The sequence below is a fragment of the Azospirillum sp. FG154 genome (assembly GCF_057809575.1).
In genome coordinates this window covers 37104-58135 of record NZ_JBMDKF010000022.1, presented here as the reverse complement: position 1 = coordinate 58135, position 21032 = coordinate 37104, and the positions used below count along the sequence as shown (strand labels likewise).

23 protein-coding genes are annotated in these 21032 nt (G+C 65.0%); 13 read left to right on the top strand and 10 right to left on the bottom strand.

Annotated features, from left to right (window positions below):
* The 5 genes from ACODS4_RS21355 to ACODS4_RS21335 all read left to right on the top strand — a co-directional run bounded on the left by ACODS4_RS21355 (position 1) and on the right by ACODS4_RS21335 (position 6282).
* The gene (locus tag ACODS4_RS21355) at positions 1 to 990 is read left to right on the top strand and encodes a branched-chain amino acid ABC transporter permease (protein ID WP_488867307.1); all 990 of its coding nucleotides are present in this window, start codon (positions 1 to 3) and stop codon (positions 988 to 990) included.
* A gap of 368 nt (positions 991 to 1358) precedes the next feature.
* Positions 1359 to 2807: a methyl-accepting chemotaxis protein gene (locus tag ACODS4_RS21350; RefSeq protein WP_488867305.1), complete on the top strand. Its 1449-nt coding sequence runs from the start codon at positions 1359 to 1361 to the stop codon at positions 2805 to 2807.
* Between the two features lie 14 nt (positions 2808 to 2821).
* A complete protein-coding gene (locus ACODS4_RS21345; protein ID WP_488867399.1) occupies positions 2822 to 3604 on the top strand; it encodes a 3-hydroxybutyrate dehydrogenase in 783 nt (260 codons plus the stop codon).
* 333 nt (positions 3605 to 3937) lie between these two features.
* Complete coding sequence (locus ACODS4_RS21340; RefSeq protein WP_488867303.1) at positions 3938 to 5356, top strand: sigma-54 interaction domain-containing protein; 1419 nt, start codon at positions 3938 to 3940, stop codon at positions 5354 to 5356.
* Between the two features lie 110 nt (positions 5357 to 5466).
* A complete protein-coding gene (locus ACODS4_RS21335) occupies positions 5467 to 6282 on the top strand; it encodes an IclR family transcriptional regulator (RefSeq protein WP_488867301.1) in 816 nt (271 codons plus the stop codon).
* 27 nt (positions 6283 to 6309) lie between these two features.
* Here ACODS4_RS21335 and ACODS4_RS21330 read toward each other — a convergent pair whose 3' ends face one another.
* From ACODS4_RS21330 to rpoH, 3 genes are all read right to left on the bottom strand, one after another.
* Entirely contained in the window at positions 6310 to 7158 is an 849-nt protein-coding gene (locus ACODS4_RS21330) for an urea carboxylase-associated family protein (protein ID WP_488867299.1), read from the bottom strand.
* Positions 7159 to 7193: 35 nt separating this feature from the next.
* Complete coding sequence (locus tag ACODS4_RS21325; protein WP_488867297.1) at positions 7194 to 7850, bottom strand: GntR family transcriptional regulator; 657 nt, start codon at positions 7848 to 7850, stop codon at positions 7194 to 7196.
* A gap of 163 nt (positions 7851 to 8013) precedes the next feature.
* The gene (rpoH, locus tag ACODS4_RS21320; RefSeq protein WP_488867295.1) at positions 8014 to 8886 is read right to left on the bottom strand and encodes an RNA polymerase sigma factor RpoH; all 873 of its coding nucleotides are present in this window, start codon (positions 8884 to 8886) and stop codon (positions 8014 to 8016) included.
* A 260-nt stretch (positions 8887 to 9146) separates the two neighbouring features.
* Here rpoH and ACODS4_RS21315 point away from each other — a divergent pair, with 260 nt between their 5' ends.
* Both ACODS4_RS21315 and ACODS4_RS21310 read left to right on the top strand, forming a co-directional pair.
* Positions 9147 to 9536 carry a NifB/NifX family molybdenum-iron cluster-binding protein gene (locus ACODS4_RS21315; RefSeq protein ID WP_488867293.1) on the top strand — a complete coding sequence of 130 codons (390 nt, stop codon included), beginning with the start codon at positions 9147 to 9149 and terminating at the stop codon, positions 9534 to 9536.
* Positions 9537 to 9575: 39 nt separating this feature from the next.
* Positions 9576 to 10592 (top strand): esterase-like activity of phytase family protein, encoded by a 1017-nt coding sequence (locus ACODS4_RS21310; protein WP_488867291.1) that lies wholly within the window; start codon positions 9576 to 9578, stop codon positions 10590 to 10592.
* A gap of 13 nt (positions 10593 to 10605) precedes the next feature.
* Here ACODS4_RS21310 and ACODS4_RS21305 read toward each other — a convergent pair whose 3' ends face one another.
* The 3 genes from ACODS4_RS21305 to ACODS4_RS21295 all read right to left on the bottom strand — a co-directional run bounded on the left by ACODS4_RS21305 (position 10606) and on the right by ACODS4_RS21295 (position 12911).
* Entirely contained in the window at positions 10606 to 12399 is a 1794-nt protein-coding gene (locus ACODS4_RS21305; RefSeq protein WP_488867289.1) for a sensor histidine kinase, read from the bottom strand.
* A gap of 146 nt (positions 12400 to 12545) precedes the next feature.
* Entirely contained in the window at positions 12546 to 12668 is a 123-nt protein-coding gene (locus tag ACODS4_RS21300; RefSeq protein ID WP_488867287.1) for a hypothetical protein, read from the bottom strand.
* Positions 12669 to 12731: 63 nt separating this feature from the next.
* Positions 12732 to 12911 carry a DUF3553 domain-containing protein gene (locus tag ACODS4_RS21295; RefSeq protein ID WP_488867285.1) on the bottom strand — a complete coding sequence of 60 codons (180 nt, stop codon included), beginning with the start codon at positions 12909 to 12911 and terminating at the stop codon, positions 12732 to 12734.
* 106 nt (positions 12912 to 13017) lie between these two features.
* Here ACODS4_RS21295 and ACODS4_RS21290 point away from each other — a divergent pair, with 106 nt between their 5' ends.
* Positions 13018 to 13752, top strand: a complete 735-nt coding sequence (locus ACODS4_RS21290; RefSeq protein ID WP_488867283.1) for a histidine phosphotransferase family protein — start codon at positions 13018 to 13020, stop codon at positions 13750 to 13752.
* Between the two features lie 15 nt (positions 13753 to 13767).
* Here ACODS4_RS21290 and ACODS4_RS21285 read toward each other — a convergent pair whose 3' ends face one another.
* Positions 13768 to 13941 carry a hypothetical protein gene (locus ACODS4_RS21285; RefSeq protein ID WP_488867281.1) on the bottom strand — a complete coding sequence of 58 codons (174 nt, stop codon included), beginning with the start codon at positions 13939 to 13941 and terminating at the stop codon, positions 13768 to 13770.
* Positions 13942 to 14143: 202 nt separating this feature from the next.
* Here ACODS4_RS21285 and ACODS4_RS21280 point away from each other — a divergent pair, with 202 nt between their 5' ends.
* The 5 genes from ACODS4_RS21280 to ACODS4_RS21260 all read left to right on the top strand — a co-directional run bounded on the left by ACODS4_RS21280 (position 14144) and on the right by ACODS4_RS21260 (position 19902).
* Positions 14144 to 16933 (top strand): hybrid sensor histidine kinase/response regulator, encoded by a 2790-nt coding sequence (locus ACODS4_RS21280; protein WP_488867279.1) that lies wholly within the window; start codon positions 14144 to 14146, stop codon positions 16931 to 16933.
* On the top strand, positions 16930 to 17430 hold the full coding sequence (locus ACODS4_RS21275) for a chemotaxis protein CheW (RefSeq protein ID WP_488867277.1): 501 nt from the start codon (positions 16930 to 16932) through the stop codon (positions 17428 to 17430). The genes ACODS4_RS21280 and ACODS4_RS21275 overlap by 4 nt, the downstream gene beginning before the upstream one ends.
* 54 nt (positions 17431 to 17484) lie before the next feature.
* Complete coding sequence (locus ACODS4_RS21270) at positions 17485 to 17850, top strand: response regulator (RefSeq protein WP_488867275.1); 366 nt, start codon at positions 17485 to 17487, stop codon at positions 17848 to 17850.
* Positions 17851 to 17914: 64 nt separating this feature from the next.
* Complete coding sequence (locus tag ACODS4_RS21265) at positions 17915 to 19078, top strand: protein-glutamate methylesterase/protein-glutamine glutaminase (protein WP_488867273.1); 1164 nt, start codon at positions 17915 to 17917, stop codon at positions 19076 to 19078.
* Positions 19075 to 19902, top strand: coding sequence for a CheR family methyltransferase (locus tag ACODS4_RS21260; RefSeq protein WP_488867271.1), 828 nt, complete (start codon positions 19075 to 19077; stop codon positions 19900 to 19902). Before ACODS4_RS21265 ends, ACODS4_RS21260 begins: the two co-directional genes overlap by 4 nt.
* Positions 19903 to 19985: 83 nt before the next feature.
* Here the strand turns inward: ACODS4_RS21260 and ACODS4_RS21255 are convergent, their stop codons facing one another.
* The 3 genes from ACODS4_RS21255 to ACODS4_RS21245 form a co-directional block, all read right to left on the bottom strand.
* The gene (locus ACODS4_RS21255) at positions 19986 to 20210 is read right to left on the bottom strand and encodes a hypothetical protein (RefSeq protein WP_488867269.1); all 225 of its coding nucleotides are present in this window, start codon (positions 20208 to 20210) and stop codon (positions 19986 to 19988) included.
* A 131-nt stretch (positions 20211 to 20341) separates the two neighbouring features.
* Positions 20342 to 20560, bottom strand: a complete 219-nt coding sequence (locus tag ACODS4_RS21250) for a hypothetical protein (RefSeq protein WP_488867267.1) — start codon at positions 20558 to 20560, stop codon at positions 20342 to 20344.
* 82 nt (positions 20561 to 20642) lie between these two features.
* On the bottom strand, positions 20643 to 20852 hold the full coding sequence (locus tag ACODS4_RS21245; RefSeq protein WP_085552656.1) for a cold-shock protein: 210 nt from the start codon (positions 20850 to 20852) through the stop codon (positions 20643 to 20645).
* Positions 20853 to 21032 lie beyond the last annotated feature (180 nt).

Below are 21032 nucleotides of genomic sequence, written 5' to 3'. Positions count from 1 at the left end.
ATGACCGCCGCAAGCCAAACCACGGCCAAAACCACCACGGTGGCCCTGCGCGGGCCGGACGCCGGAACCGCCCGCACCGCCCTGCTGTTCGCCGTCGGGTTGGCGGTGGCCGGGGCCGCGCCCTTCGCGCTCTATCCGGTCTTCGTCATGAAGGTGCTGTGTTTCGCGCTGTTCGCCTGCGCCTTCAACCTGTTGATCGGCTTCGCCGGTCTGCTCAGCTTTGGCCACGCCGCGTTTTTCGGCGGCGCGGCCTACGTCACCGCCCATTCGGTCAAGGTTTGGGGGCTGCCGCCGGAGGCGGGCTTGCTGTTGGGCGTTCTCGCCGGGGCCTTTCTCGGCTTGATCTTCGGGATCATCGCCATCCGCCGCCAGGGCATCTATTTCGCCATGATTACGCTGGCGCTGTCGCAGATGGTCTTCTTCATGGCCCTGCAAATGAAATTCACCGGCGGCGAGGACGGCATCCAGGGCGTGCCGCGCGGCGTTCTGTTCGGAATCTTCGACCTGACGCAGCCCTTGACCATGTATTACGTGGTGCTGGCGGTCTTCGTCGTCGGCTTCGCGCTGATCTGGCGCACGGTGCATTCGCCCTTCGGCCAGGTGTTGAAGGCGATCCGCGAGAATGAGCCGCGCGCCATTTCGCTGGGCTACCGCACCGACCGTTACAAGCTGGTCGCCTTCGTCCTGTCGGCGTCGCTGGCCGGGTTGGCGGGCGGAACCAAGGCGTTGGTCTTCCAACTGGCCTCGCTGACCGACGTGCAATGGCAGATGTCGGGCGAGGTGGTGTTGATGACGCTGCTGGGCGGCATGGGCACCCTGTTCGGGCCGGTGGTCGGGGCCGGGTTGGTGGTGACGCTGGAAAGCTATCTGGCGGCGACCAGCCTGCCGGTTCCGGTGGTCATCGGCGCCATCTTCGTCGTCTGCGTGCTGTTGTTCCGGCGCGGCATCGTTGGCGAGATCCTCGCCCGTCTGCCGGGGCGTGCGCGCTGACCGGGGCATATTTTCAACGGAACCTTCCCCAAGGGGGCCTTCTGGCCCCCTTCTTTTTCCCCACGCGCGCCATTTCAAGAGTTCATTCGTTTTTTCTTTTGCCACGGCGACGCCGACGTTTGTCCAGAACTGTGACGCGACGTCCAGAATTGCGGACAGAGACAACAAAGGACGCCCGATCCCCCAATCATCATGTCCAATCATTTCCGTATGTTGCCGTTTTTTCACAGGGCCTTGTCCCGCTGGCACGCGATTTGCGCAAGTTAGCGAAAACACCACGCAATTCCGGGCCGACGGGTCTCCAGCGAAACGCCGGAGGCTTCAACCAGCGCGGCCCAGCCAGCGCGACAAGGGAGGTTATCATCACCATGGACGGTTCCAGCGTCATCGCCTCATCCCTTCACGACCGACATCTCGACCGGATCGCCGACGCGGCGGGCGGCATGTCGGTGGACATCGCCGAGATCTCCGGGCGGATCGAGGACATCAGCGCGCGCATGGATCGCGGGGCGGCGACGCTGGGCGATTTGCACGCCGCGTCCATCGCCATGGCGCAAGCGGGGGAACGCATCGCCGGATCGGCCCGCGCCACCTGCGGGGAGGTGGAGGCGGCGCGGGGCCGGGTTGACGGGTCGCGGGCGACGCTGGACGGGGCCATCGGCTCGATCAACGCGCTGGTCTCCACCGTCGGGGCCATCGACGCCGAGTTGAACGAACTGCGCGAGGTGATGAAGGGCGTCGGCAAGGTGGCGCGCGAGATCAACGCCATCGCCCGGCAAACCAACCTGCTGGCGCTGAACGCCACCATCGAAGCGGCGCGCGCCGGGGACGCCGGGCGCGGCTTCGCCGTCGTCGCCACCGAAGTCAAGGCGCTGTCGCGCAAGACCGCCGAGGCGACGGTGGAGATCGAAGGCACCCTGCGCACGCTGGACGAACGGGCGCGCCGCCTGCTGGACCATGGCGCGGCGGGGACCGAGCGCGCCGCCGCCGTCCGCAGCGGCGCCGACGCCATCGCCGGGGTGTTCTCGACGGTGTCCGAGGTGATGGACATGGTGGCCACCGAATCCACCCGCATCGACGGCGAAGCGGCGACCATCCATGACCAGTGCCGCGACATGGAAAGCCGCATGAGCCAGATCGCGGGCGACATCGCGTCGTCGAGCGCCGACGTCGGGCGGGCGCGCGATCAGGTCGCCTCCCTGCTCAGCCTGGGCGAGGCCTTGATTGAGGCGACGGTGGACATGGGCGTCGAGACCGTCGACAGCCCGTTCCTGCGCCGGGCGCGGCAGGTCGCCATCCAACTCGCCACCCGGCTGGAGGCTGGTCTGGCCATCGGCGAAATCAGCGAGGCCGACCTGTTCGACGAGGAGTATGTCCCGGTGGCCAACAGCAACCCGCGCCAGTTCAAGACCCGCTTCACCGACTTCACCGACCGGGCGCTGCCCGACATTCTGGAACCGGCCTTCGCCGCCGACCCGCGCACGGCGTCTTGCGTCGCGGTGGACCGCAACGGCTATCTGCCGACCCACAACCAGCGTTACGCCAACCCGCAAGGCCCCGATCCGGTGTGGAACGCCGCCCATTGCCGCAACCGCCGCATCTTCGACGACCGCGCCGGGCTGGCGGCGGCGCGCAACCGGAAGCCCTTCATTCTGCAAACCTACCGCCGCGACATGGGCGGCGGGCAATTCGTGACCATCAAGGAAGTGTCGGCGCCGATCCTGGTGCGCGGCCGTCATTGGGGGGCCGTGCGCCTGAACTACCGCCATGAATCGGCGCGCAAAAACGCCGATCCTCAACCAACCAACAGGCATTAGGGAGTGAAGCCATGATGTTGTCGCGCAAGACGGCCATCGTCACCGGATCGACCAGCGGCATTGGGCTGGGCATCGCCCGCGCGCTCGCCGGGGTCGGCGCCGATCTGGTGCTGAACGGTTTTGGCGACCGTGACGAGATCGAGACGCTGCGCCGCTCCATCGCCACGGAGTTTGGCGTCCGCGTCGCCCATCACGGGGCCGACCTGTCGAAACCCGACGAAATCCGCGATCTGGTCGCCTTCGCGCAGGACGAATTCGGGCGCGTCGACATTCTGGTCAACAACGCGGGCATCCAGCATGTCGCCCCGGTGGAGGAGTTCCCGACCGACCGTTGGGACGCGGTGATCGCCATCAACCTGTCGGCGGTGTTTCACGGCACGCGTCACGTCCTGCCCGGCATGCGCGAACGCGGTTGGGGCCGCGTCATCAACATCGCGTCGGTTCACGGCATGGTCGGGTCGGTCAACAAGGCCGCCTACGTCGCCGCCAAGCATGGCGTCGTCGGCTTGACCAAGGTGGTGGCGTTGGAGACGGCGGGAAGCGGCGTGACCTGCAACGCCATCTGTCCCGGTTGGGTGCTGACCGCGCTGGTGCAAAAGCAGATCGACGCGCTCGCCGCGTCCCAGGGAATCGGCGTGGAGGAGGCCGGGCGTCGGTTGGTCGGTGAAAAGCAACCGTCGAAAGAGTTCGTCACCCCCGACCAGCTTGGCGGGTTGGCGGTGTTCCTGTGCTCCGACGCGGCGGACGGGATGACCGGATCGGCGGTGACGATGGACGGAGGATGGACGTCCCAGTGACCGCCGACCCGGTCGGCGGTTGACGCTGGCCGACCGCGCGCGCCCCACGCTTGGCGCCGGTCAGCGTCAACCACCCCTCAGCCCCAACGGTTGTATTTCGCGACTGACATCAAAAATTGTCACAAAAGAATCAAAAAGCGCGACAAATGCCGAAGATAATCCGCGTCTCTTTCCCGCAGGATGCGCCCGCGCGCCGTGCATAGATGCGCGCCTTCCCTTTGCTCTTATGGATGGGTTACTATGTTGACGCCTGAAATTGTTGAGAAAATACGCTGCAATGCAGCGAACATCGGCACCGCGACAGCAACAATCGGTCCGATCTGGGAGGGTGGCGTGGACGACATCGTCGATTTTGAAGCGTTGCGGCAACGCGCCGTTCATTCCCTGTTCGAGCATCTGGAAAGCATGTGCGTCGGCGCCGTCACCGTGGACCGCAACGCCCGCATCGCCTGGATGGATGAGAAGTACAAGACCCTGCTGCGTTTTTCCGGCGACCCGCGCGGCAAGCCGGTCGAAGACATCATTCCGAAAAGCCTGCTGCGCCGCGTCATCGAAACCGGGCAACCGATGCCGCTGGACATTATGGAGTTCGGCGACCGTTCGTTCGTCGTCACCCGCCTGCCGCTGTTCGGGGCCGACGGAACGCTGATCGGGGCCATCGGTTTCGTGCTGTTCGACCGCGCCGAGTATCTGCGCCCCTTGGTCAAAAAATACGAAAAGCTGCAAGAGGAGTTGGCCCGCGCCCAACAGGAATTGGCGCACGAACGGCGCGCCAAATACAGCTTCTCCCAATTTCTGGGAGCCAGCGACTCCATTCGTGAAATCAAACGGTTGGGCCGCCGCGCCGCGCAGATGGATTCCACCGTCCTGCTGCTGGGCGAAACCGGCACCGGCAAGGAGCTGTTGGCCCAGGCCATCCATAACGCCAGCCCGCGCGCCAACCGCCCCTTTGTCGGGGTGAACGTCGCGGCGATTCCCGAAACGCTGCTGGAGGCTGAATTTTTCGGCGTCGCCCCCGGCGCCTTCACCGGGGCCGACCGCCGCCACCGCGACGGCAAATTCCAGTTGGCCAACGGCGGCACCCTGTTTCTGGACGAAATCGGCGACATGTCCCTGCCGCTCCAGGCCAAGCTGCTGCGCGTGCTGCAAGAGCGCGAGATCGAGCCGCTCGGCTCCAACAAGGTCATCCGGGTGGACGTCCGCATCATCGCCGCGACCAGCCGCGATTTGATCGGGCTGGTGCGCGACAAGCAGTTCCGCGCCGATCTCTATTATCGGTTGAACGTGGTGCCGATCACCCTGCCGCCGCTGCGCGACCGGCCCGAGGACATCGAAAGCATCGCCGACCGCATCCTGGAACAATTGTCGATCCAGCAAGGGACGCCGCCGCGCGAGCTGCTGGAATCCGCCGTCCAGGTGCTGCGCGAGTATGATTGGCCGGGCAACGTGCGCGAGCTGTACAACACGCTGGAGCGGGTGGTCGCCCTGACCGACGCGCCGATCCTGACCGCCCCGCACATCCGCAGCGTTCTGCCCGGCATGCAACATCCGGCGGGGGCCACCGCGCTCGCCCCGGCGCAGCTTGGCGCGCGCCCTTTGTCGGAGGTGCTGCACGCCGCCGAACGCATCGCCATCGCCGCCGCGCTGGAGGAGGCGGGCGGGGTCAAGGCGCGGGCGGCCAAATTGCTGGGCATCTCCCGCGCCTCGCTGTACGAACGGATGGTGTCGTTGGGGTTGGGGGCCGCTCAATAGGGCGGTTTCTGAATTCCACTTTGCGGAATTTTGTTCCGAAAATTTGACGTTTTCCGCGATCCCTGCGAGGATGGCCGCAGCCATTCCCCCAGACGATCAAGGACACCCCCATGCGCAGACGGGACGAGGCTCTGGTCGCCGACGACCCGGCGGTGGACGAGGAAAAGGATCCCCGCTTCGTCACCGCGCTCGCGCGCGGCCTGGAATTGCTGCGGGCCTTTCGCCGCAACGAATCGGCGCTGGGCAATCAGGAGTTGGCCGAACGCACCGGCCTGCCCAAGCCGACCATCTCGCGGCTGAGCTACACCCTGTCCAAGCTGGGCTATCTGACCTACGACCCGACGACCGGCAAATATCGGCTGGGCACGTCGGTTCTGGCGCTGGGCTACGCCTGCCTGTCGGGCATGGGCGTTCGACAGGTGGCCCGTCCGCTGATGCAGGAGTTGGCCGACCAGACCGGGTTGGCGGTGGCGCTGGGCGGGCGCGACCGGGTCAGCATGATCTATCTGGAATGCTGCAAGGGGGCCGGGCCGATCACCCTGTCGCTGGACGTCGGCTCCCACATCAAGCTGTCCACCACGGGCATGGGCCGCGCCTATCTCGCCGCCCTGCCGGAGGTGGAGCGCGCGCCGCTGATGGCCAAGCTGGAGGAGCATGAGGGCGACCGCTGGCCCGCCATCCAGGACGGCATCCTGCAAGCCATCGAGGATTATCGGACGCGCGGCTATTGCCGCTCTATCGGCTCGTGGAAAAGCGAGGTTCACGCGGTCGGCGTGCCCTTCGTTCCGCGCGACGGCTCGCAAGTGTTGGCCTTCAACTGCGGCGGCCCGGCCTTTCTGGTCGATCCCAAACGGTTGGAAGAGGACTACGCCCCCCGCCTGATCGCCATGGTCCGCCGCATCGACGCCACCCTGTTCCACGGGTGACGCCGGGGCGGCGCTCTGGCGCGTTGGTTATTTCTCCCAATCCGGGGTTTCCAGTTTCAGCCCGTGGTTGCCGCGATAGGCGGCGACCGGCGGCGAGCGCCAACCCTCCAACAAAGCCGGGTCGATTTTGTAGACCTCCACCCCCAACGGGCGGCAGACCTCCAGCGGGTCGCGGGCGTCCGGCCCCCACAACGGCACGCTGAGATCGCCGCCGGGGCAGGTGGACAGGGCGCACAACAGGTCGATTTCGGCGAAGAATTCCAGGAAATCGCCCTTCTTGGCCGGGCAGGCCTTCATGAAATATTTGTCCTCGGCGTTCAGGCCGGTGACTTGGAAGACGTTCAGCACGTCGTGCACGTCGAACTCGGTCAAGCCATAGGGGGCGACGGCGCGGGTCAGGTTGGAATGGCAATGATGGTGGAAATCCTCCCCCGTCAGCATCCGGTTGACGTAGGGATCGCAGCGGGTGCCGAGCAAATCATGGACCCGCCCGCCATGCTCGTCGATGCCGTAATCGGCCAGCGTGTCGTGGGTGATCGTCACCAGCGGGCGCAGGAAGGGCAGGGTGGACCAAATCCGATCATAAGTGCTGACATGGGCCTGCTGAAGCTGCCGGGTGCGCGACGCCCACATGCGTTCGCGCGGGTCGTGGCGGTTCCAGATGTTCAAATCGGCGACCTGCGGCCCGTCGATGGTGACGATGCGGAAAACATGCCCCGCTGAGACCGTCCAGGCCCGTCCCGACCGGATCGGCACGGTCAGGCTTTCGACCAACTCGCGCCCGTCCGTTTGCGCGGCGACACGCTGGTAAAACGCCCGGTCCACGTCCAGGGCGGATCCTGTGCTGGCCTGATAGGCGGCGGGGTAATTGAGCATGTCGGGTCGGTCCTTCCAGGGGGGAGCGTCGATTGTCAGGGGGAGGGGAAGCGGGCGAGCAACCCCTGTTCGGATTCGTCGAGATAGAGGCGCAGCGCGACCGCCGCGCCGCCCGCGTCGCCAACGGCCAGCCGCTCGACGATGGCGGCGTCGCGGGCGATCCAGGGCGCTTGAAAGGCGGCTTCGTCCGGGTTGACGGCGAAGCTGAGGCGCAGTTGCGCCAGAACGCTGGCGAAAAACCCGTCGAGCAGCGGGCTGCCGATCAACCGGACGATTTCGCCGTGCAAACGCAAGCTGTGGGTGCCGACGGTTCGCCAGGCGCGCGCCGCCGCCGCGTCTTGCGCCGCCGTCACGCAGTCGCGCATCGCCGCCAGACGCGGCGGCGGCAGGATGGCGGGCGCGGCGGCGACCGCCTGAAGCTCCAGCGTCCGGCGGATCGTGAAGATCTCCCGCACGTCGTCGGCGGTGACGGCGCGCACGGTGACGCCGCAATGGCGGTGATGCTCGGCTAACCCCTCCCGGCACAATTGGCGGAACGCCTCGCGCAGCGTGTTGCGCGACACGCCCAACCGTTCGACCAAATCCGCCTCGACCAACTGTTCGCCGGGCTTCAACTCTCCGGCCATGATGGCGGCGCGCAGGCAGTCGGCGGCGCGGTCGGTCGCGGCGGGGGGATGGGGAAGGGGCGTCATCGACTCTGCGCGAAGAATTGTTCAACAATTATGATTGTTGAACAATTCGCGTGACGCTGTCAAGCCCGGCGCGGAAACGTCGACCGCCCAAAAAAACACCCTCCCCAGCGTCGGCGGGGGAGGGTCGGGGTCGGGGCAAAACGCTGAGAGACAGCGGAGGGCGTTACGCCGCCGCCGCCAACTGCAAGGTCTGTTTGGCGAGTTTTTCAAAGGCGCGCTCTTCGATCTGGCGGATGCGCTCGCGGCTGACGCCGTAGCGGACGGCCAGATCCTCCAGCGTCAGGGGCTGTTCGATCAGGCGGCGGTTGACCAGAATGTCCCGCTCCCGCTCGTTCAGCACGCCCAACGCGGCGTTGAGCAGCCCGGCGCGGCGACCGGACTCGCCACGCTCGATCAGCGTCTCCTCAACCGAGGGGCGCTCGTCGGCCAGCAGATCCTGCCACTCCGAATCGCCTTCCGACGCGATGGGGGCGTTGAGCGAGGCGACCGGCGAGGACAGGCGGCGATTCATCGCCACCACCTCATGCTCGCCGACCTCAAGATCGTTGGCGATGCGGGTGACGTTTTCCGGCTGAAGATCGCCGTTGCCGACCTCGCCCAGCTTGCGCTTCAGGCGGCCCAGGCTGAAAAACAGCTTCTTCTGCGCGGCGGTGGTGCCGATCTTGACCAGGCTCCAAGACCGCAGGATGTAATCCTGGATCGACGCCTTGATCCACCACATGGCGTAGGTGGACAGGCGGAAGCCGCGATCCGGCTCGAATTTCTTGACGGCGGTCATCAGGCCGAGATTGCCCTCGGCGATCAGATCGGACAGCGGCAGGCCATAGCCGCGATAACCCCCGGCGATCTTCACGACCAGCCGCAGATGGCTGGTGACAAGCTTTTGCGCGGCCTTCAGGTCGCCATGCTCCGTCCACGCCTTGGCGAGCATGAACTCGTCTTCCGGCGCGAGCACGGGGTAGCGGTGGGTGTCGTTGATGTAGCGCGACAGCGATTCACCGGAATCGGTCGAGCGGAGTGCGAGCGCGGCGCCCATGTCACATCCTCATGCGAAGCGATATGACGGAAACGGTTCCCCCGACAGGCGGGATCCGGCCTCTCCGACGGAGCAGACGATCATATCTTAAGATTTCCGAAAGGAATGTCAAGCGACGTGAACAAAAGGGGGTGATGGCGGCGCGGCTGCACCCGGCCCTTTCGGGCCTCCCGTTCCGTTGATTGACTTCCCTCAGTGCGGGCGCGGCGCGGGCTGGGCAGGATGGGCGGGTCGTCGGCCCAACAGGAAAGATCCGTTGCATGAAAATCGCCGTCGCTACGCAAGACAACCGCAGCGTCGCCACCCATGGCGGGCGCGCCCGCCGCTTTCTGGTGTTCGAGGCGGAGGCTGGCCTTGATCCGATTGAGGAATCCCGGATCGAGTTGACCGAGGACGCGGTGCTCCATCTGTGCGGCGACGGTCGCCCGCACCCGATTGACGCAGTGTCGGTGGTCATCGCCGGGGCGTCCGGCCCTGGCTTCGTCGCTCACATGCGCCGCCGGGGGATCGAGCCGGTGACGACGCTGGAAAGCGACCCGGCGCAGGCGATCCGCGATTGGTTCGCCGGAACGGTCAAGACCGCCCCGCCCCCGGCCCACCCGCACGAGCATCATGACGGCCACCACAAGGATGGTGGGGCGGACGCCTGACCTCTTCCTCTCGACCGTGCCGCGTGGCATGACTGGGGCATGACGCCATTCTTCCGAACCGGGGCGGTGGTCGCGCTGTTTCTGGCTCTGGCTGGAGGGTGCGCCACAGTCATCGAGCCGCATGCGCCCCCGGCGCGGGCGACGCCCGCGCCGCTTGATCCATCCCGCCCACTGGCGGACCGGGTTGGCGCGCTGACCTTCCGTGGCGCGCTGGACCTCACCGGCATGGGCGAGGCGGGCGGGCTGTCCGGCCTGTGGGTGGCGCCGGATGGCGGACGGTTCGTCGCCGTCGGCGACACCGGCTTGGTGGTCGATGGTCGTCTCGACCATGACGCCGACGGACGCTTGATCGGCGCCGACCAAATCCGGGTTCGCCGGCTGCCCGTGGAGGAAGGCTTCACCAAGGTCAAGCGCCGCACCGACGCCGAGGAATTGCTTGGCTTGCCGGATGGCGGCTGGATCGTCGCGCTGGAACGCGACCACCGTCTGTTGCGCTACGCCGCCAACCCCAACGGCCCGCAGGGCGTTCCAACCCCCGTGCCGGTTCCCCCGTCGGTGGAAGAGGACAGCCCCGACAATGGCGGCTTGGAATCCCTGGCCCGCCTGGCCGATGGCCGCCTTCTCGCCATCGAAGAGGGGGACGAGGACAGCGAGCGCGCGCCCAACCAGCCCCGCCGCGCCTGGGTGACGACCAGCCCTGGCCTGCCGACCCAGCGGGCGGACTGGCTGCCGATGGCCTACCGCAGCGCGCCGCGCTATCGCCCAACCGCCGCCGCCGGACTGCCGGACGGCGGCGCTGTGGTGTTGGAACGGCGGGCGTCGCTGCTGGGCGGCTGGTCCACCCGCATCGTCCGCATCCCCGCCACGGCCCTGCACGCGGGCGCCGACATCCATGGGGAGGAGTTGGCGCGGTTGGAACGCCCCCTGTTGAACGACAATTTCGAGGGAATCGCCACCCGTCCAGGACCGAACGGGGAAACGCTGATCTACATCCTGTCCGACGACAATTTCCTGCCGTTCCAGCGCAGCTATCTTGTGATGCTCAGCCTGCCATGAGCGCGAATGACGCTCAAACCAACAGCTCTGGAACGCGGGGCGACGGCGCCGCCTCCGTTTGAACGCGGCGCAGACGGGCGGCGGGGAACAGGATCGTCGCCGTGGTGCCCCGACCAACCGTGCTGGTCAGAAGAAAACGCCCCTCCTGCATTTCAACCAGCGACTTGACCAGCGGCAGGCCAAGCCCGGTTCCGGCGTAACGCCGGGTGTGCGAATTGTCCACCTGATGGAACGGTTCCAGCACCAGCATCAACTCCTCTTGGGGAATGCCGATGCCGGTGTCGATGACGCGGATGCGCAGATTCCGTTCGCTCGCGTCGACCATCACCGTGACGCGACCGTTCGCCGGGGTGAATTTGACCGCGTTCGACAGAAGATTCAGCAGAATTTGCCGCAAAGCGCGTTCGTCCGCGTACAAACTCGGCAAATCGGCGGGCGCCGTCGCCGCAAGATCAATGGATTTTTCCGCCACTTGCGACCCCACCGACCGCAGGCTCTGCTCCACCACATCGCGGACGTCCACAACCTCTTCATGCAGGGCGTATTTGCCGGATTCAACCTTCGTCGTGTCGAGAATGTCGTTGATGAGGCTCAACAGATGCTGGCCAGAGCGGCGGATGTCGCCGACATATTCGGTCTGTTTGCTGGTCATTCGGCCAAAGATGCCGGTTTCCAACGCCTCGGCAAAGCCGATGATGGCGTTCAGCGGCGTCCGCAATTCGTGGCTCATGTTGGCGAGAAACTGGGTTTTCGCCCGGTTGGCGGCGTCGGACGCCTGCTTGGCCGCGATCAGTTCCGCCTCGGCCCGATAGCGTCCGGCGATGTCCTGAATCAACCGCTGCTGGCTGTCGCGCAGGGCGCCTTCGCTGCTTTGCAAATCGGCCAGCATGGCTTCCCGCCGCCCGGCCTCGCGCACCAGAACCAGGGTGAGAAAGCCGAGCATCACGCTGCCGCACACCGCCACCACAAGGGAGATCTTGGCCTTGTCGCGCCAGGGCAGCAAAACATGGTCACGGGACAGCGACACCGTCACGACCAACGGAACCTCCACCGACCGACGGACGCTGAGAATCCGGCTTGGCCCATCGCTGGAGCGGTCCATAAACTCAACGCCCGACAACCCGGATCGCAACGAAAGAGTGGCCGACAAGGACAAGAGAGCCGGTGGGTCGGAACCGGCGTCATGAACGGGAAAACGCGCCATCGTTGGCCCGCTGGCGTGATACAGCGTGACCACGGCGTCGTTGCGCAATTTCAGCGCCTCGTAAAAGACGCGAAACGCCGCTGGATCGATCACCGCCACAAGCACGCCCGCAAACCGTCCGTCAGCGGTTTCCAGCCGTCGGCTCATGCTGACGAACCAGTTGCCCGACACCCGCCCCCGAACCGGCACGCCCAGATAGCTCCCCGAGGCCGTCCCGTCGCGCTGCGCCGTCAGATAATCGCGATCGGACAGATCAAGATCGGCGGGCGTCAGAGCGCCGCTGTCATGGATTGGATGACCATCCGCCGAAATCACCAGAAGGGCGCGGATCAACGGCGACAGACTCGCCTGGCGACGCAACAGCGCGTGCACGTCAGGATCGCCGCGATCCCAACGGTCGGCGCGCACGTTCAAAACCTCGGCCACCCCGGCCAAAACTTTGGCGACCCCCGTCACGCTGTCGGTGGCCTGACGTTCCAGGATCAAGCTCAGGCTCTGGGTTTCCTCCCGCGCCCGCGCGATCAGATCATCATGCTCACGCGACAAATCAGCGCCGATCATGGCGTTCAAGCCAAGGATCAGCAGCAGCCCAAACGCGCTCATTCCCCCTTTCAGACGTGAAATCACGCGTTTCCCCGCCTTGGCGCCCCCACCGACGCAAGGGAGCCTATACCGTGCAGCCTCTCAAGGAAAGACGCGTCAAAATCGTCTTTGGCGCGTCTTTCCTTAAGCCCGGATGAAGCCCGCGCTCACAACCGGACCGACAGGGAGGAAAAACGCGTGGCGCTGGACATGTCGGCGCTGGTCAGCACGGCGGCGACGGCGACCCCGACGATGATCGCGGCGGCAAATCCCAAAAACATGGCTTTCATCAAACGGTTCCTCCGCAAGCGCCGCCAAGGCGGCGCGAGACGATGGCCGGGCAGGGCGGGCGCCTATCCGACATCGGGATCCACCACCGTCAGGGCGACGACGGCGGTGTCGATCAACACCTTGCCCGCATGTTCAAAATTCACCGTCACCCGGTTGCGAATCGCCGATTGCACCTGCCCCAACCCCCAATCGGCTTGCGTCGGATGCCGCACCCAGGCGCCGGGAACCAACGCGTCTTCCATCACCGTCGTCCTTCCACGCCACACGCGCGCTGACGTTACAAGAGGCACGATATAGAGTACAACAGGCGGGCAGCAACCCGCTTCTCTGCCGCGTGGAGACCCTCTCGTGACTGGCTCCGTGACCACCCCCATGCCCGAACCCGTCACCGCCCCCGTCACCATCGAGGTCCGCATCCTTGAATTGCTCGCCTCCAAGCTGTGCCATGACCTGGTCAGCCCGGTCGGCGCCATCCGCAACGGGCTGGAGTTGATTGAGGAAATGCGCGAGGACGCCGAGGCGGATCCTGATTCCGTCTCGGGATTGACCGGCGCGGCGCTGGGGCAGGGTTTTCTTGGCGAAGCGGTGGCGTTGATCGATCACTCATCAAGCCAGGCGGACCGCCGTCTGCGGGTGTTTCGTCTGGCCTATGGCGTCGCCGGACGCGAACAGCGGGGGTTCGCCGACGCCCGCGACGCGGCGGCGGGATGGATCGACGGCGGGCGCAGCGCGCTGGATTGGCCCGAACGCACGCCCGACCCGGCGCTTGGCGAGCGGCGCGGCGTGGCGAAGCTGCTGCTGAACATGGTCGTGCTGGCCGAAGAGGCGTTGCCTTATGGCGGTCGGATCACCGTCGCCGGAGAGGGCGACGCGACGGCGGGCCGCGTCACCGTCACCGCCGCAGGACGACCCGGCGGGTTGAGCGCCGAACTGGCCGCCGCGCTGATCGGCGCGCCCACCGCCCCCCTGACGCCGCGCAACGTCCACGCTTACATCACCGGACGCTTCGCGGAGGATGCCGGGCTGCGCCTTGCCGCGACTCCGTCGGGCGCGGATCGGCTGATCTTCAGCGCCGACTGGTGACGTTGTCGCAATTTCTCACAATTGTTTGAAAATTTGCGAGTCGACGACAACCCGCTCGACGCCGCTCGTGGTTTGATGCGCCGTGGTGCGCAACGTCACCGCCAGATTGTGGCGGGCCGCCAACGCCAAGGCCTCGTTCAAGGCCGCCACCGCGTCACGCACGGTTTTGGCGAGATCCGCATCCCTCATTGATCCTCCTGTGACAATGCGTCCCGCCAATTTTCGGCGGGGCGTTGTGAGATTTCCCTATCGCTGCGGGTAAGGTTCTCTTAATCAGTGTTTGCCACGCTCCGGCCATCACCTGGACTGGAACGCAATCGGCGGCTCGACAGAGCGCCTGTTCGAGCCGCAGGTCGGCGCGGACCATAACATTGGGCCTGGGGAATGCGACATGGATGATCTGCTCTCCGAATTTCTAACGGAAACCAACGAAAACCTATCGGTGCTCGACGTCGAGTTGGTCCGATTGGAGCAGAACCCCAACAACCCGGAACTGCTGTCCAACATTTTCCGTCTCGTCCACACCATCAAGGGCACTTGCGGCTTTCTCGGCCTGCCGCGCCTGGAAAAGGTGGCGCACGCCTCGGAAAACGTGCTGGGCAAGTTCCGTGACGGCGAATTGACCATCAACCCCGAAGCGGTCTCTTTGATCCTTCAGGCGTTGGACACCATCAAGAGCCTGCTGGCGGTTCTGGAAGCGACCGAGGCGGAACCGCCCGGCGACGACATCCCGCTGATCGAGCGGTTGAATCTGTGCGCCGAAGGCAAGCTGGGCGGACCCGCGCCGGTGGTCGAGGCTCCTCCTCCCCCGCCGCCGACCGCCCCCGCCGTGGCCGCCGCCGAAGAGCGCCCCAACACGCTGGACGAGTTGGAAGCGCTGTGGAACTCCATCCCAGGCCCGGCGACCCCGCCCCCGGCGGCCCCCGCCGCCCCGGCCAGCACCGCGCTCGCCCCCCGCGCGCCGGAACCGACGCCCGAGCCTGCGCCCTCGCAGGATCTGGTCGTTCCGGAGCCGGAACCCGCCGCAGCGGCCAAGGTTCCGGTCGCCGCCACCCCGGTCGCCTCGGCGGGTGGGGCTGGCCACGCCAACGACGGCAATTCGGAAAACGCGACCAAGGAATCGGCGGTCGCCGCGCAGACCATCCGCGTCAACGTGGATCTGCTCGAAAACCTGATGACCATGGTTTCGGAACTGGTGCTGACCCGCAACCAGCTCCTCCAAATCCTGCGCTCGCAAAAGGAAAGCGAGTTCGCCGCGCCGCTGCAACGCCTGAACCATGTGACGTCGGAGTTGCAGGAAGGCGTCATGAAGACGCGCATGCAGCCCATCGGCAACGCCTGGGCCAAGCTGCCGCGTCTGGTCCGCGATCTGGCGCATGAACTGAACAAGAAGATCGACCTCCAGATGCTCGGCGCCGACACCGAGTTGGATCGTCAGGTTCTGGAGCTGATTAAGGATCCGTTGACCCACATGGTGCGCAACAGCGCCGACCATGGTCTGGAAATTCCCGCCGAGCGCGTCAAGTCGGGCAAGATCGAGACGGGTCGGATCACGCTGAACGCCTATCACGAAGGCGGCCACATCATCATCGAGATTCAAGATGATGGTCGGGGTCTGGCCATCGACAAGATCAAGCAGAAGGCCATTCAGAACAACATGGCCTCGGAAATCGAGCTGGCCTCGATGACCGATCAGCAGATCATCCAGTTCATCATGAAGCCGGGCTTCTCGACGGCGGCCAAAGTCACCAACGTGTCGGGCCGTGGCGTCGGCATGGACGTGGTGAAGACCAACATCGAAAAGATCGGCGGCACGATCGAAATCAAGTCGCTCCAGGGCCGTGGTTCGACCTTCGTCATCAAGATCCCGCTGACTCTGGCCATCGTCTCGGCCTTGATCGTCGAATGCGCGGCGGAACGCTTCGCCATTCCGCAGATCAGCGTCGTCGAACTGGTGCGCGCCGCCACCGACAGCGAACACACCATCGAACGGCTGAAGGGAACGCCGGTCCTGCGCCTGCGCAACCGCCTGCTGCCGCTGGTGTCGTTGCAGGAGCTGCTGAAGCTGGACGACAACGAGGCGTCGAGCAAGACCGAGGACGAGACCTTCATCGTCGTCACCCAGGTCGGCACCTACACCTTCGGCATCATGGTCGACCGCGTGTTCGACACCGAGGAAATCGTCGTCAAGCCGGTCGCCCCGATCCTGCGCCACATCGAGATGTTCTCGGGCAACACGATCCTGGGCGACGGCTCGGTCATCATGATCCTGGATCCCAACGGCATCGCGTCGGCCACCGGCGAAATGGCGGTCGCGGACGTCGTTGGCAAGGAAACCACGGCGGTCCAGACCCAGCGTCAGGAAGACAAGATGGCGCTTCTGCTGTTCCGCGCGGGCGACGGCGCCCCCAAGGCGGTTCCGCTGTCGCTCGTCGCCCGTCTGGAAGACGTCGATGTGGCCACGGTCGAAATGTCGAACGGCCTGCCGATGGTCCAGTATCGCGGCAAGCTGATGCCCCTGGTCCCGATCGATCCGAACTTCATGCTGGGCAAGGAAGGCCGTCAGCCGGTTCTGGTCTTCGCCGACGGCGACCGCTCAATGGGTCTGATCGTCGACGAGATCGTCGACATCGTGGAAGAGAAGCTGAACGTCCAGTTGGCCGCCGAACGTCCAGGCCTGATGGGATCGGCGATCATCGCGGGCAAGGCGACCGAGGTCATCGACGCTGGCTTCTTCCTGACCCAGGCCTACAAGGATTGGTTCGGATCGGGCGCCAACGACGGTTACGAGGAGGAGAAGCTCCATCGCGTCTTGCTGGTCGATGACAGCCCCTTCTTCCGCAACCTGCTGACGCCGTTGCTGTCGGTGGCGGGTTACGACGTCACGGCGGTGGAAAACGCCAACGACGCGATGGCCCTGTGCGAAGCGGGCGAGGATTTCGACGTCATCGTGTCGGACATCGAGATGCCGGGCATGAGCGGCTTTGATTTCGCCGAGGCGGTGCGCCATGGCAGCCGTTGGCAGAGCGTGCCGATGGTGGCATTGTCCAGCCACGCCAGCCCGCGCGATCTTGATCGTGGCCGGATCGCCGGTTTCAACGATTATGTCGCCAAGTTCGACCGTGACGCGCTGCTTTTCGCTCTCCAGCAGACGCTGACCGAACATAAAGGTGCCGCATGAGCAACGCGAAGCTGCCCTCCACCGTCCGCAAGTCGAAGGGCGACGACCTCGTCGCCACCGGCAACCAGGACTATGTGACCATGTCGATCGCCGATCAGATGTTCGGCATCCCGGTCCTTCAGGTGCAAGACGTCCTCGGCCACCAGCGGATCACCCGGATTCCGTTGGCTCCGCCGGAGGTCGCCGGATCGCTCAACCTGCGCGGTCGCATCGTCACCGCCATCGACGTCCGCTTGCGGCTTGGCTTGCCCGGCCGGGCGAAGGACAAGCCCGGCATGTCCATCGTCGTCGATCTGCGCGGTGAGCTGTACAGTCTGATGGTTGATTCCGTCGGCGAGGTGTTGAGCCTCACCAACGAGGATTTCGAGCGCAACCCCGCCACGTTGGATCCGCGTTGGCGCGAAGTGTCCACGGGAATTTACCGCCTGAACGGCCAGTTGATGGTTGTGTTGGACGTCCCTCGTCTGCTCAACTTCACGACGGTCGAGACGGCGTAACCCGCCGTCTCCCTCCATCGCACGTCCCGTCATGCTTCCTGAGGCGCTATCGAGATGAAATCCTGCCTGGTCGTCGATGACAGCCGCGTTGTCCGCAAGGTCGCGCGCAAGATCCTGGAGGAACTGAACTTCGCGTGCACCGAGGCGGAGGACGGCAAGCAGGCGATGGAAACCTGCGCGGTGCAGATGCCCGACGCCATTCTGCTCGACTGGAACATGCCGGTCATGAACGGCATCGAGTTTCTCCGGCGGCTGCGCAAGATGAGCGGCGGGGAATTCCCCAAGGTTGTCTTCTGCACCACCGAAAATGATCTGGCTCACATCCAGGAAGCGCTGTCGGCCGGGGCCAACGAGTACATCATGAAGCCCTTCGACAGCGACATCATCCAGACCAAGTTCGCACAGGTGGGCTTGCTGTGATCCGTCGGCCCGTCTAACACACGGTTCTTCGTTCGGATGTTGAGTTGAAAGGCGATCGGTCGTTATGTCGGACAGTTTTGGCAGAAGCTCCCTCACCAGCGCAAAGCCCGCGAACCCGGATCCGATCCGGGTCATGGTGGTGGATGATTCCGCCGTCATCCGTGGGCTTCTGACCCGCGCGCTGGAGGGTGACGCCGACATTCGGGTGGTGACGTCGGTTGGCGATGGCCAAATGGCGGTGAATTCGCTGCAACGCAATTCCATCGACGTCATCGTCCTCGACATCGAAATGCCGGTGATGGATGGCCTGACCGCCATTCCAAAGCTGCTGGCCGTGGCGCCGCAGGTCAAGATCATCATGGCTTCGACGCTGACGCTGCGCGGCGCCGACGTGTCGATCCGCTGCCTGTCGGCCGGAGCCGCCGACTACATCCCCAAACCGACCTCCACCCGCGAGATCGGCGGGGCCGAGGATTTCAAGCGCGAGCTGGTGTCCAAGGTCAAGGCGCTGGGCGCGGCGGCGCGGCGCGCCGGGTCACGCAGCCGGGGCGAAGTTCGCCCGCTGTCGCCCGCCTATGTGCCCTTGTCGCTCAAGCGCGAACAGGCGCCGATCACCACCCGTCCTGCCCCGATGGGCCTGCAAGTGAAGCCGGACGTCATCGCCATCGGCAGTTCGACCGGCGGGCCGCAGGCGCTGTTTGAAGTGCTGTCGCACATGAAGGGCGCGGTCACGCAACCCATCCTGATTACCCAGCATATGCCCGCGACCTTCACCACCATTCTGGCGGAACACATCACCCGCCAGTGCGGCATCGACGCGAAGGAAGCCAAGGACGGGGAACCCGTCGTGCAGGGCCGCTGCTACATCGCGCCCGGCGACTTCCACATGCTGGTCGCCCAGCGCGGCGGGGCGAACGTGATTTCGCTGACCAAGGATCCGCCCGAGAATTTTTGCCGCCCGGCGGTTGATCCGATGATGCGGTCGATCCTGAAGGCCTATGGCGGGCGCAAGATTTTGGCCTGCATCCTGACCGGCATGGGTCAGGACGGCCTGAAGGGTTGCACCGACGTGGTCAATGGCGGCGGCACCCTGATCGGCCAGGACGAGGCGTCCAGCGTGGTGTGGGGCATGCCGGGCGCCGTGGCGCAAGCGGGCATCTGCTCGGCCATTCTGCCGCTGAAGGAAATTGGTCCCTACATCCGCAAGTTCGCGTCGAGGGCAGCATGAGAGTCGAAGATTTCGACATGTTCTCCACGCTGCTCAAGCAGCGTTCCGGCTTGGTCCTGACCCGCGACAAAGCCTATTTGCTCGAATCCCGGCTGATGCCGGTGGCGCGCAAATGGAACATGAAGGGGCTGGAGGAGCTTGCGATCACCGTCCGCACGCGGAAGGATGAAGCGCTGCTGCGCGACATCACCGAAGCGATGACGACGAACGAGTCCTCCTTCTTTCGCGATCAGAAGCCGTTCGACCAGTTTCGCCAATTGGTTTTGCCCCGCCTGATGGCGGCGCGGGCGGCCAAGCGGTCGATCCGCATCTGGTCGGCGGCTTGCTCTTCGGGCCAAGAGGCCTATTCGCTGGCGATGATCCTGAACGACGAGGCCGCGAAGCTGGCCGGTTGGCGGGTGGAAATCGTCGGCACCGACATTTCAGCGGAAATGGTCGAGCGCTCCAAGGCGGGCGTCTACACCCAGTTCGAGGTGCAGCGCGGCCTGCCAATCACCATGCTGGTGAAGCATTTCAAGCAAAACGGCGACAAATGGCAAATCAGCCCGCAATTGCGGCAGATGGCCTCGTTTCGCGAATGGAATTTGCTGGGCGATCTGTCGCCACTGGGGCAGTTCGACATCGTGTTCTGCCGCAACGTGTTGATTTATTTTGACGGCCCGACCAAGGGCAAGGTTCTGGAGGGGATCGCCCGCCAGATGCCGCAGGACGGCGTTCTCTATCTGGGCGGTGCCGAGACCGTGTTGGGCATCACCGACAAGTTCAAGCCGGTCGATGGTCAGCGCGGCCTGTACAGCCTGGGTGGTTTCTCCGCAGGCCCCTGAGTGGGGGCCTGGGCGGCGATCAAAACCGCCGCCATGCCCGCCGACGAACGCCGATGATCGGAAACGATCACCGGCCCAAAACATCAAACATCCGAACGCGTGATCGACTTGATCGGTCCGCGTGGGTTGCCGGACATTTCGGCAATCTTGCGGTCCTGCCCTTCGATGAAGGCCCGAATCGAGCCTTCGTTATCGTAGCTGTCGATTTCCGCCGTCGGAACCTTGCGGTTCGAGGTGCGGGCGCCATCCTGATAGAGGACGTCGAACAGGATGAAGCCGTTGTCAACCGGCGGTTTCTTTCGGGCCATGATCGCACTCTCCACATAGGCGTTGGAGCGGCCCGCATCGAGACGGAACGTCCCGAAGCCTGCTGCCGCTCAACAAAACAAGGGCTGTTGGACCGCATTCCGCCATCGGTCAAAGCGGAACGCGCGTCCGATCAACCGTTGTCGGTCTTGGCGCCGACGGCCTCGTCAGTCACGCTGACAGCGCCATCGTCGGCGCCATCGCTGTCAACCGCATCGCCGTCAGCGGATTGTTCCGTGGCGCGACGAGCGGCTGCATCTTCCTCGCGGCGTTGCAGCTTTTCCTGCTTCTTCAGCTCTTTGGCGCGGTTGCGTTCGGCGCGCTGCTGGTTGTAGTTCGGTTTGAAGGCCATGGGCGCAGGCTCCGGTTTGGGAAGCACGGAAAAAGGGCATCGGTTGCCCGATGCCCTTTTCTCTGGAATCGCTGAAAACGGATTAGACCGCCTTCAGATTTTCCGCCGACGTCTTGCCACGCTTCGGATCGCGCTGCTCTTCGTAGGAAACCTTTTGGCCTTCCAGCAGGCTGCGGAGACCGGCGCGCTCAACGGCGGAGATGTGAACGAACACATCCGCGCCGCCGCTTTCCGGCTGAATGAAACCGAAGCCCTTGGTGCTGTTGAACCATTTGACGGTGCCGACGGGCATCTCTGTCTCCCATGACGCAAGTGGCGCCACATCACCGATGCGGCGCATCAGACTGAATTTTGGATTGGCCGCAATCTGGCAAGCTCGCGAAGCGAGATCGAGGGCGAAACAGGCCCGGGCAGTCCGAAGCAGAATGACACCCTATAAGTGGGGGGAACACCCCCCCACTTCAAGCGAAAA

Bases quoted from the DNA above. Each gene is read 5' to 3' on its own strand.
- ACODS4_RS21305 (WP_488867289.1), bottom strand. From the start codon at position 12,399: ATGAGCGCGTTTGGGCTGCTGCTGATCCTTGGCTTGAACGCCATGATC.
- ACODS4_RS21315 (WP_488867293.1), top strand. From the start codon at position 9,147: ATGAAAATCGCCGTCGCTACGCAAGACAACCGCAGCGTCGCCACCCAT.
- ACODS4_RS21275 (WP_488867277.1), top strand. From the start codon at position 16,930: ATGAGCAACGCGAAGCTGCCCTCCACCGTCCGCAAGTCGAAGGGCGAC.
- ACODS4_RS21335 (WP_488867301.1), top strand. From the start codon at position 5,467: ATGCGCAGACGGGACGAGGCTCTGGTCGCCGACGACCCGGCGGTGGAC.
- ACODS4_RS21270 (WP_488867275.1), top strand. From the start codon at position 17,485: ATGAAATCCTGCCTGGTCGTCGATGACAGCCGCGTTGTCCGCAAGGTC.
- ACODS4_RS21280 (WP_488867279.1), top strand. From the start codon at position 14,144: ATGGATGATCTGCTCTCCGAATTTCTAACGGAAACCAACGAAAACCTA.
- ACODS4_RS21345 (WP_488867399.1), top strand. From the start codon at position 2,822: ATGTTGTCGCGCAAGACGGCCATCGTCACCGGATCGACCAGCGGCATT.
- ACODS4_RS21245 (WP_085552656.1), bottom strand. From the start codon at position 20,852: ATGCCCGTCGGCACCGTCAAATGGTTCAACAGCACCAAGGGCTTCGGT.
- ACODS4_RS21260 (WP_488867271.1), top strand. From the start codon at position 19,075: ATGAGAGTCGAAGATTTCGACATGTTCTCCACGCTGCTCAAGCAGCGT.
- ACODS4_RS21285 (WP_488867281.1), bottom strand. From the start codon at position 13,941: ATGAGGGATGCGGATCTCGCCAAAACCGTGCGTGACGCGGTGGCGGCC.
- ACODS4_RS21250 (WP_488867267.1), bottom strand. From the start codon at position 20,560: ATGGCCTTCAAACCGAACTACAACCAGCAGCGCGCCGAACGCAACCGC.
- rpoH (WP_488867295.1), bottom strand. From the start codon at position 8,886: ATGGGCGCCGCGCTCGCACTCCGCTCGACCGATTCCGGTGAATCGCTG.
- ACODS4_RS21355 (WP_488867307.1), top strand. From the start codon at position 1: ATGACCGCCGCAAGCCAAACCACGGCCAAAACCACCACGGTGGCCCTG.
- ACODS4_RS21295 (WP_488867285.1), bottom strand. From the start codon at position 12,911: ATGGAAGACGCGTTGGTTCCCGGCGCCTGGGTGCGGCATCCGACGCAA.
- ACODS4_RS21325 (WP_488867297.1), bottom strand. From the start codon at position 7,850: ATGACGCCCCTTCCCCATCCCCCCGCCGCGACCGACCGCGCCGCCGAC.
- ACODS4_RS21300 (WP_488867287.1), bottom strand. From the start codon at position 12,668: ATGAAAGCCATGTTTTTGGGATTTGCCGCCGCGATCATCGTCGGGGTC.
- ACODS4_RS21350 (WP_488867305.1), top strand. From the start codon at position 1,359: ATGGACGGTTCCAGCGTCATCGCCTCATCCCTTCACGACCGACATCTC.
- ACODS4_RS21310 (WP_488867291.1), top strand. From the start codon at position 9,576: ATGACGCCATTCTTCCGAACCGGGGCGGTGGTCGCGCTGTTTCTGGCT.
- ACODS4_RS21330 (WP_488867299.1), bottom strand. From the start codon at position 7,158: ATGCTCAATTACCCCGCCGCCTATCAGGCCAGCACAGGATCCGCCCTG.
- ACODS4_RS21255 (WP_488867269.1), bottom strand. From the start codon at position 20,210: ATGGCCCGAAAGAAACCGCCGGTTGACAACGGCTTCATCCTGTTCGAC.
- ACODS4_RS21265 (WP_488867273.1), top strand. From the start codon at position 17,915: ATGTCGGACAGTTTTGGCAGAAGCTCCCTCACCAGCGCAAAGCCCGCG.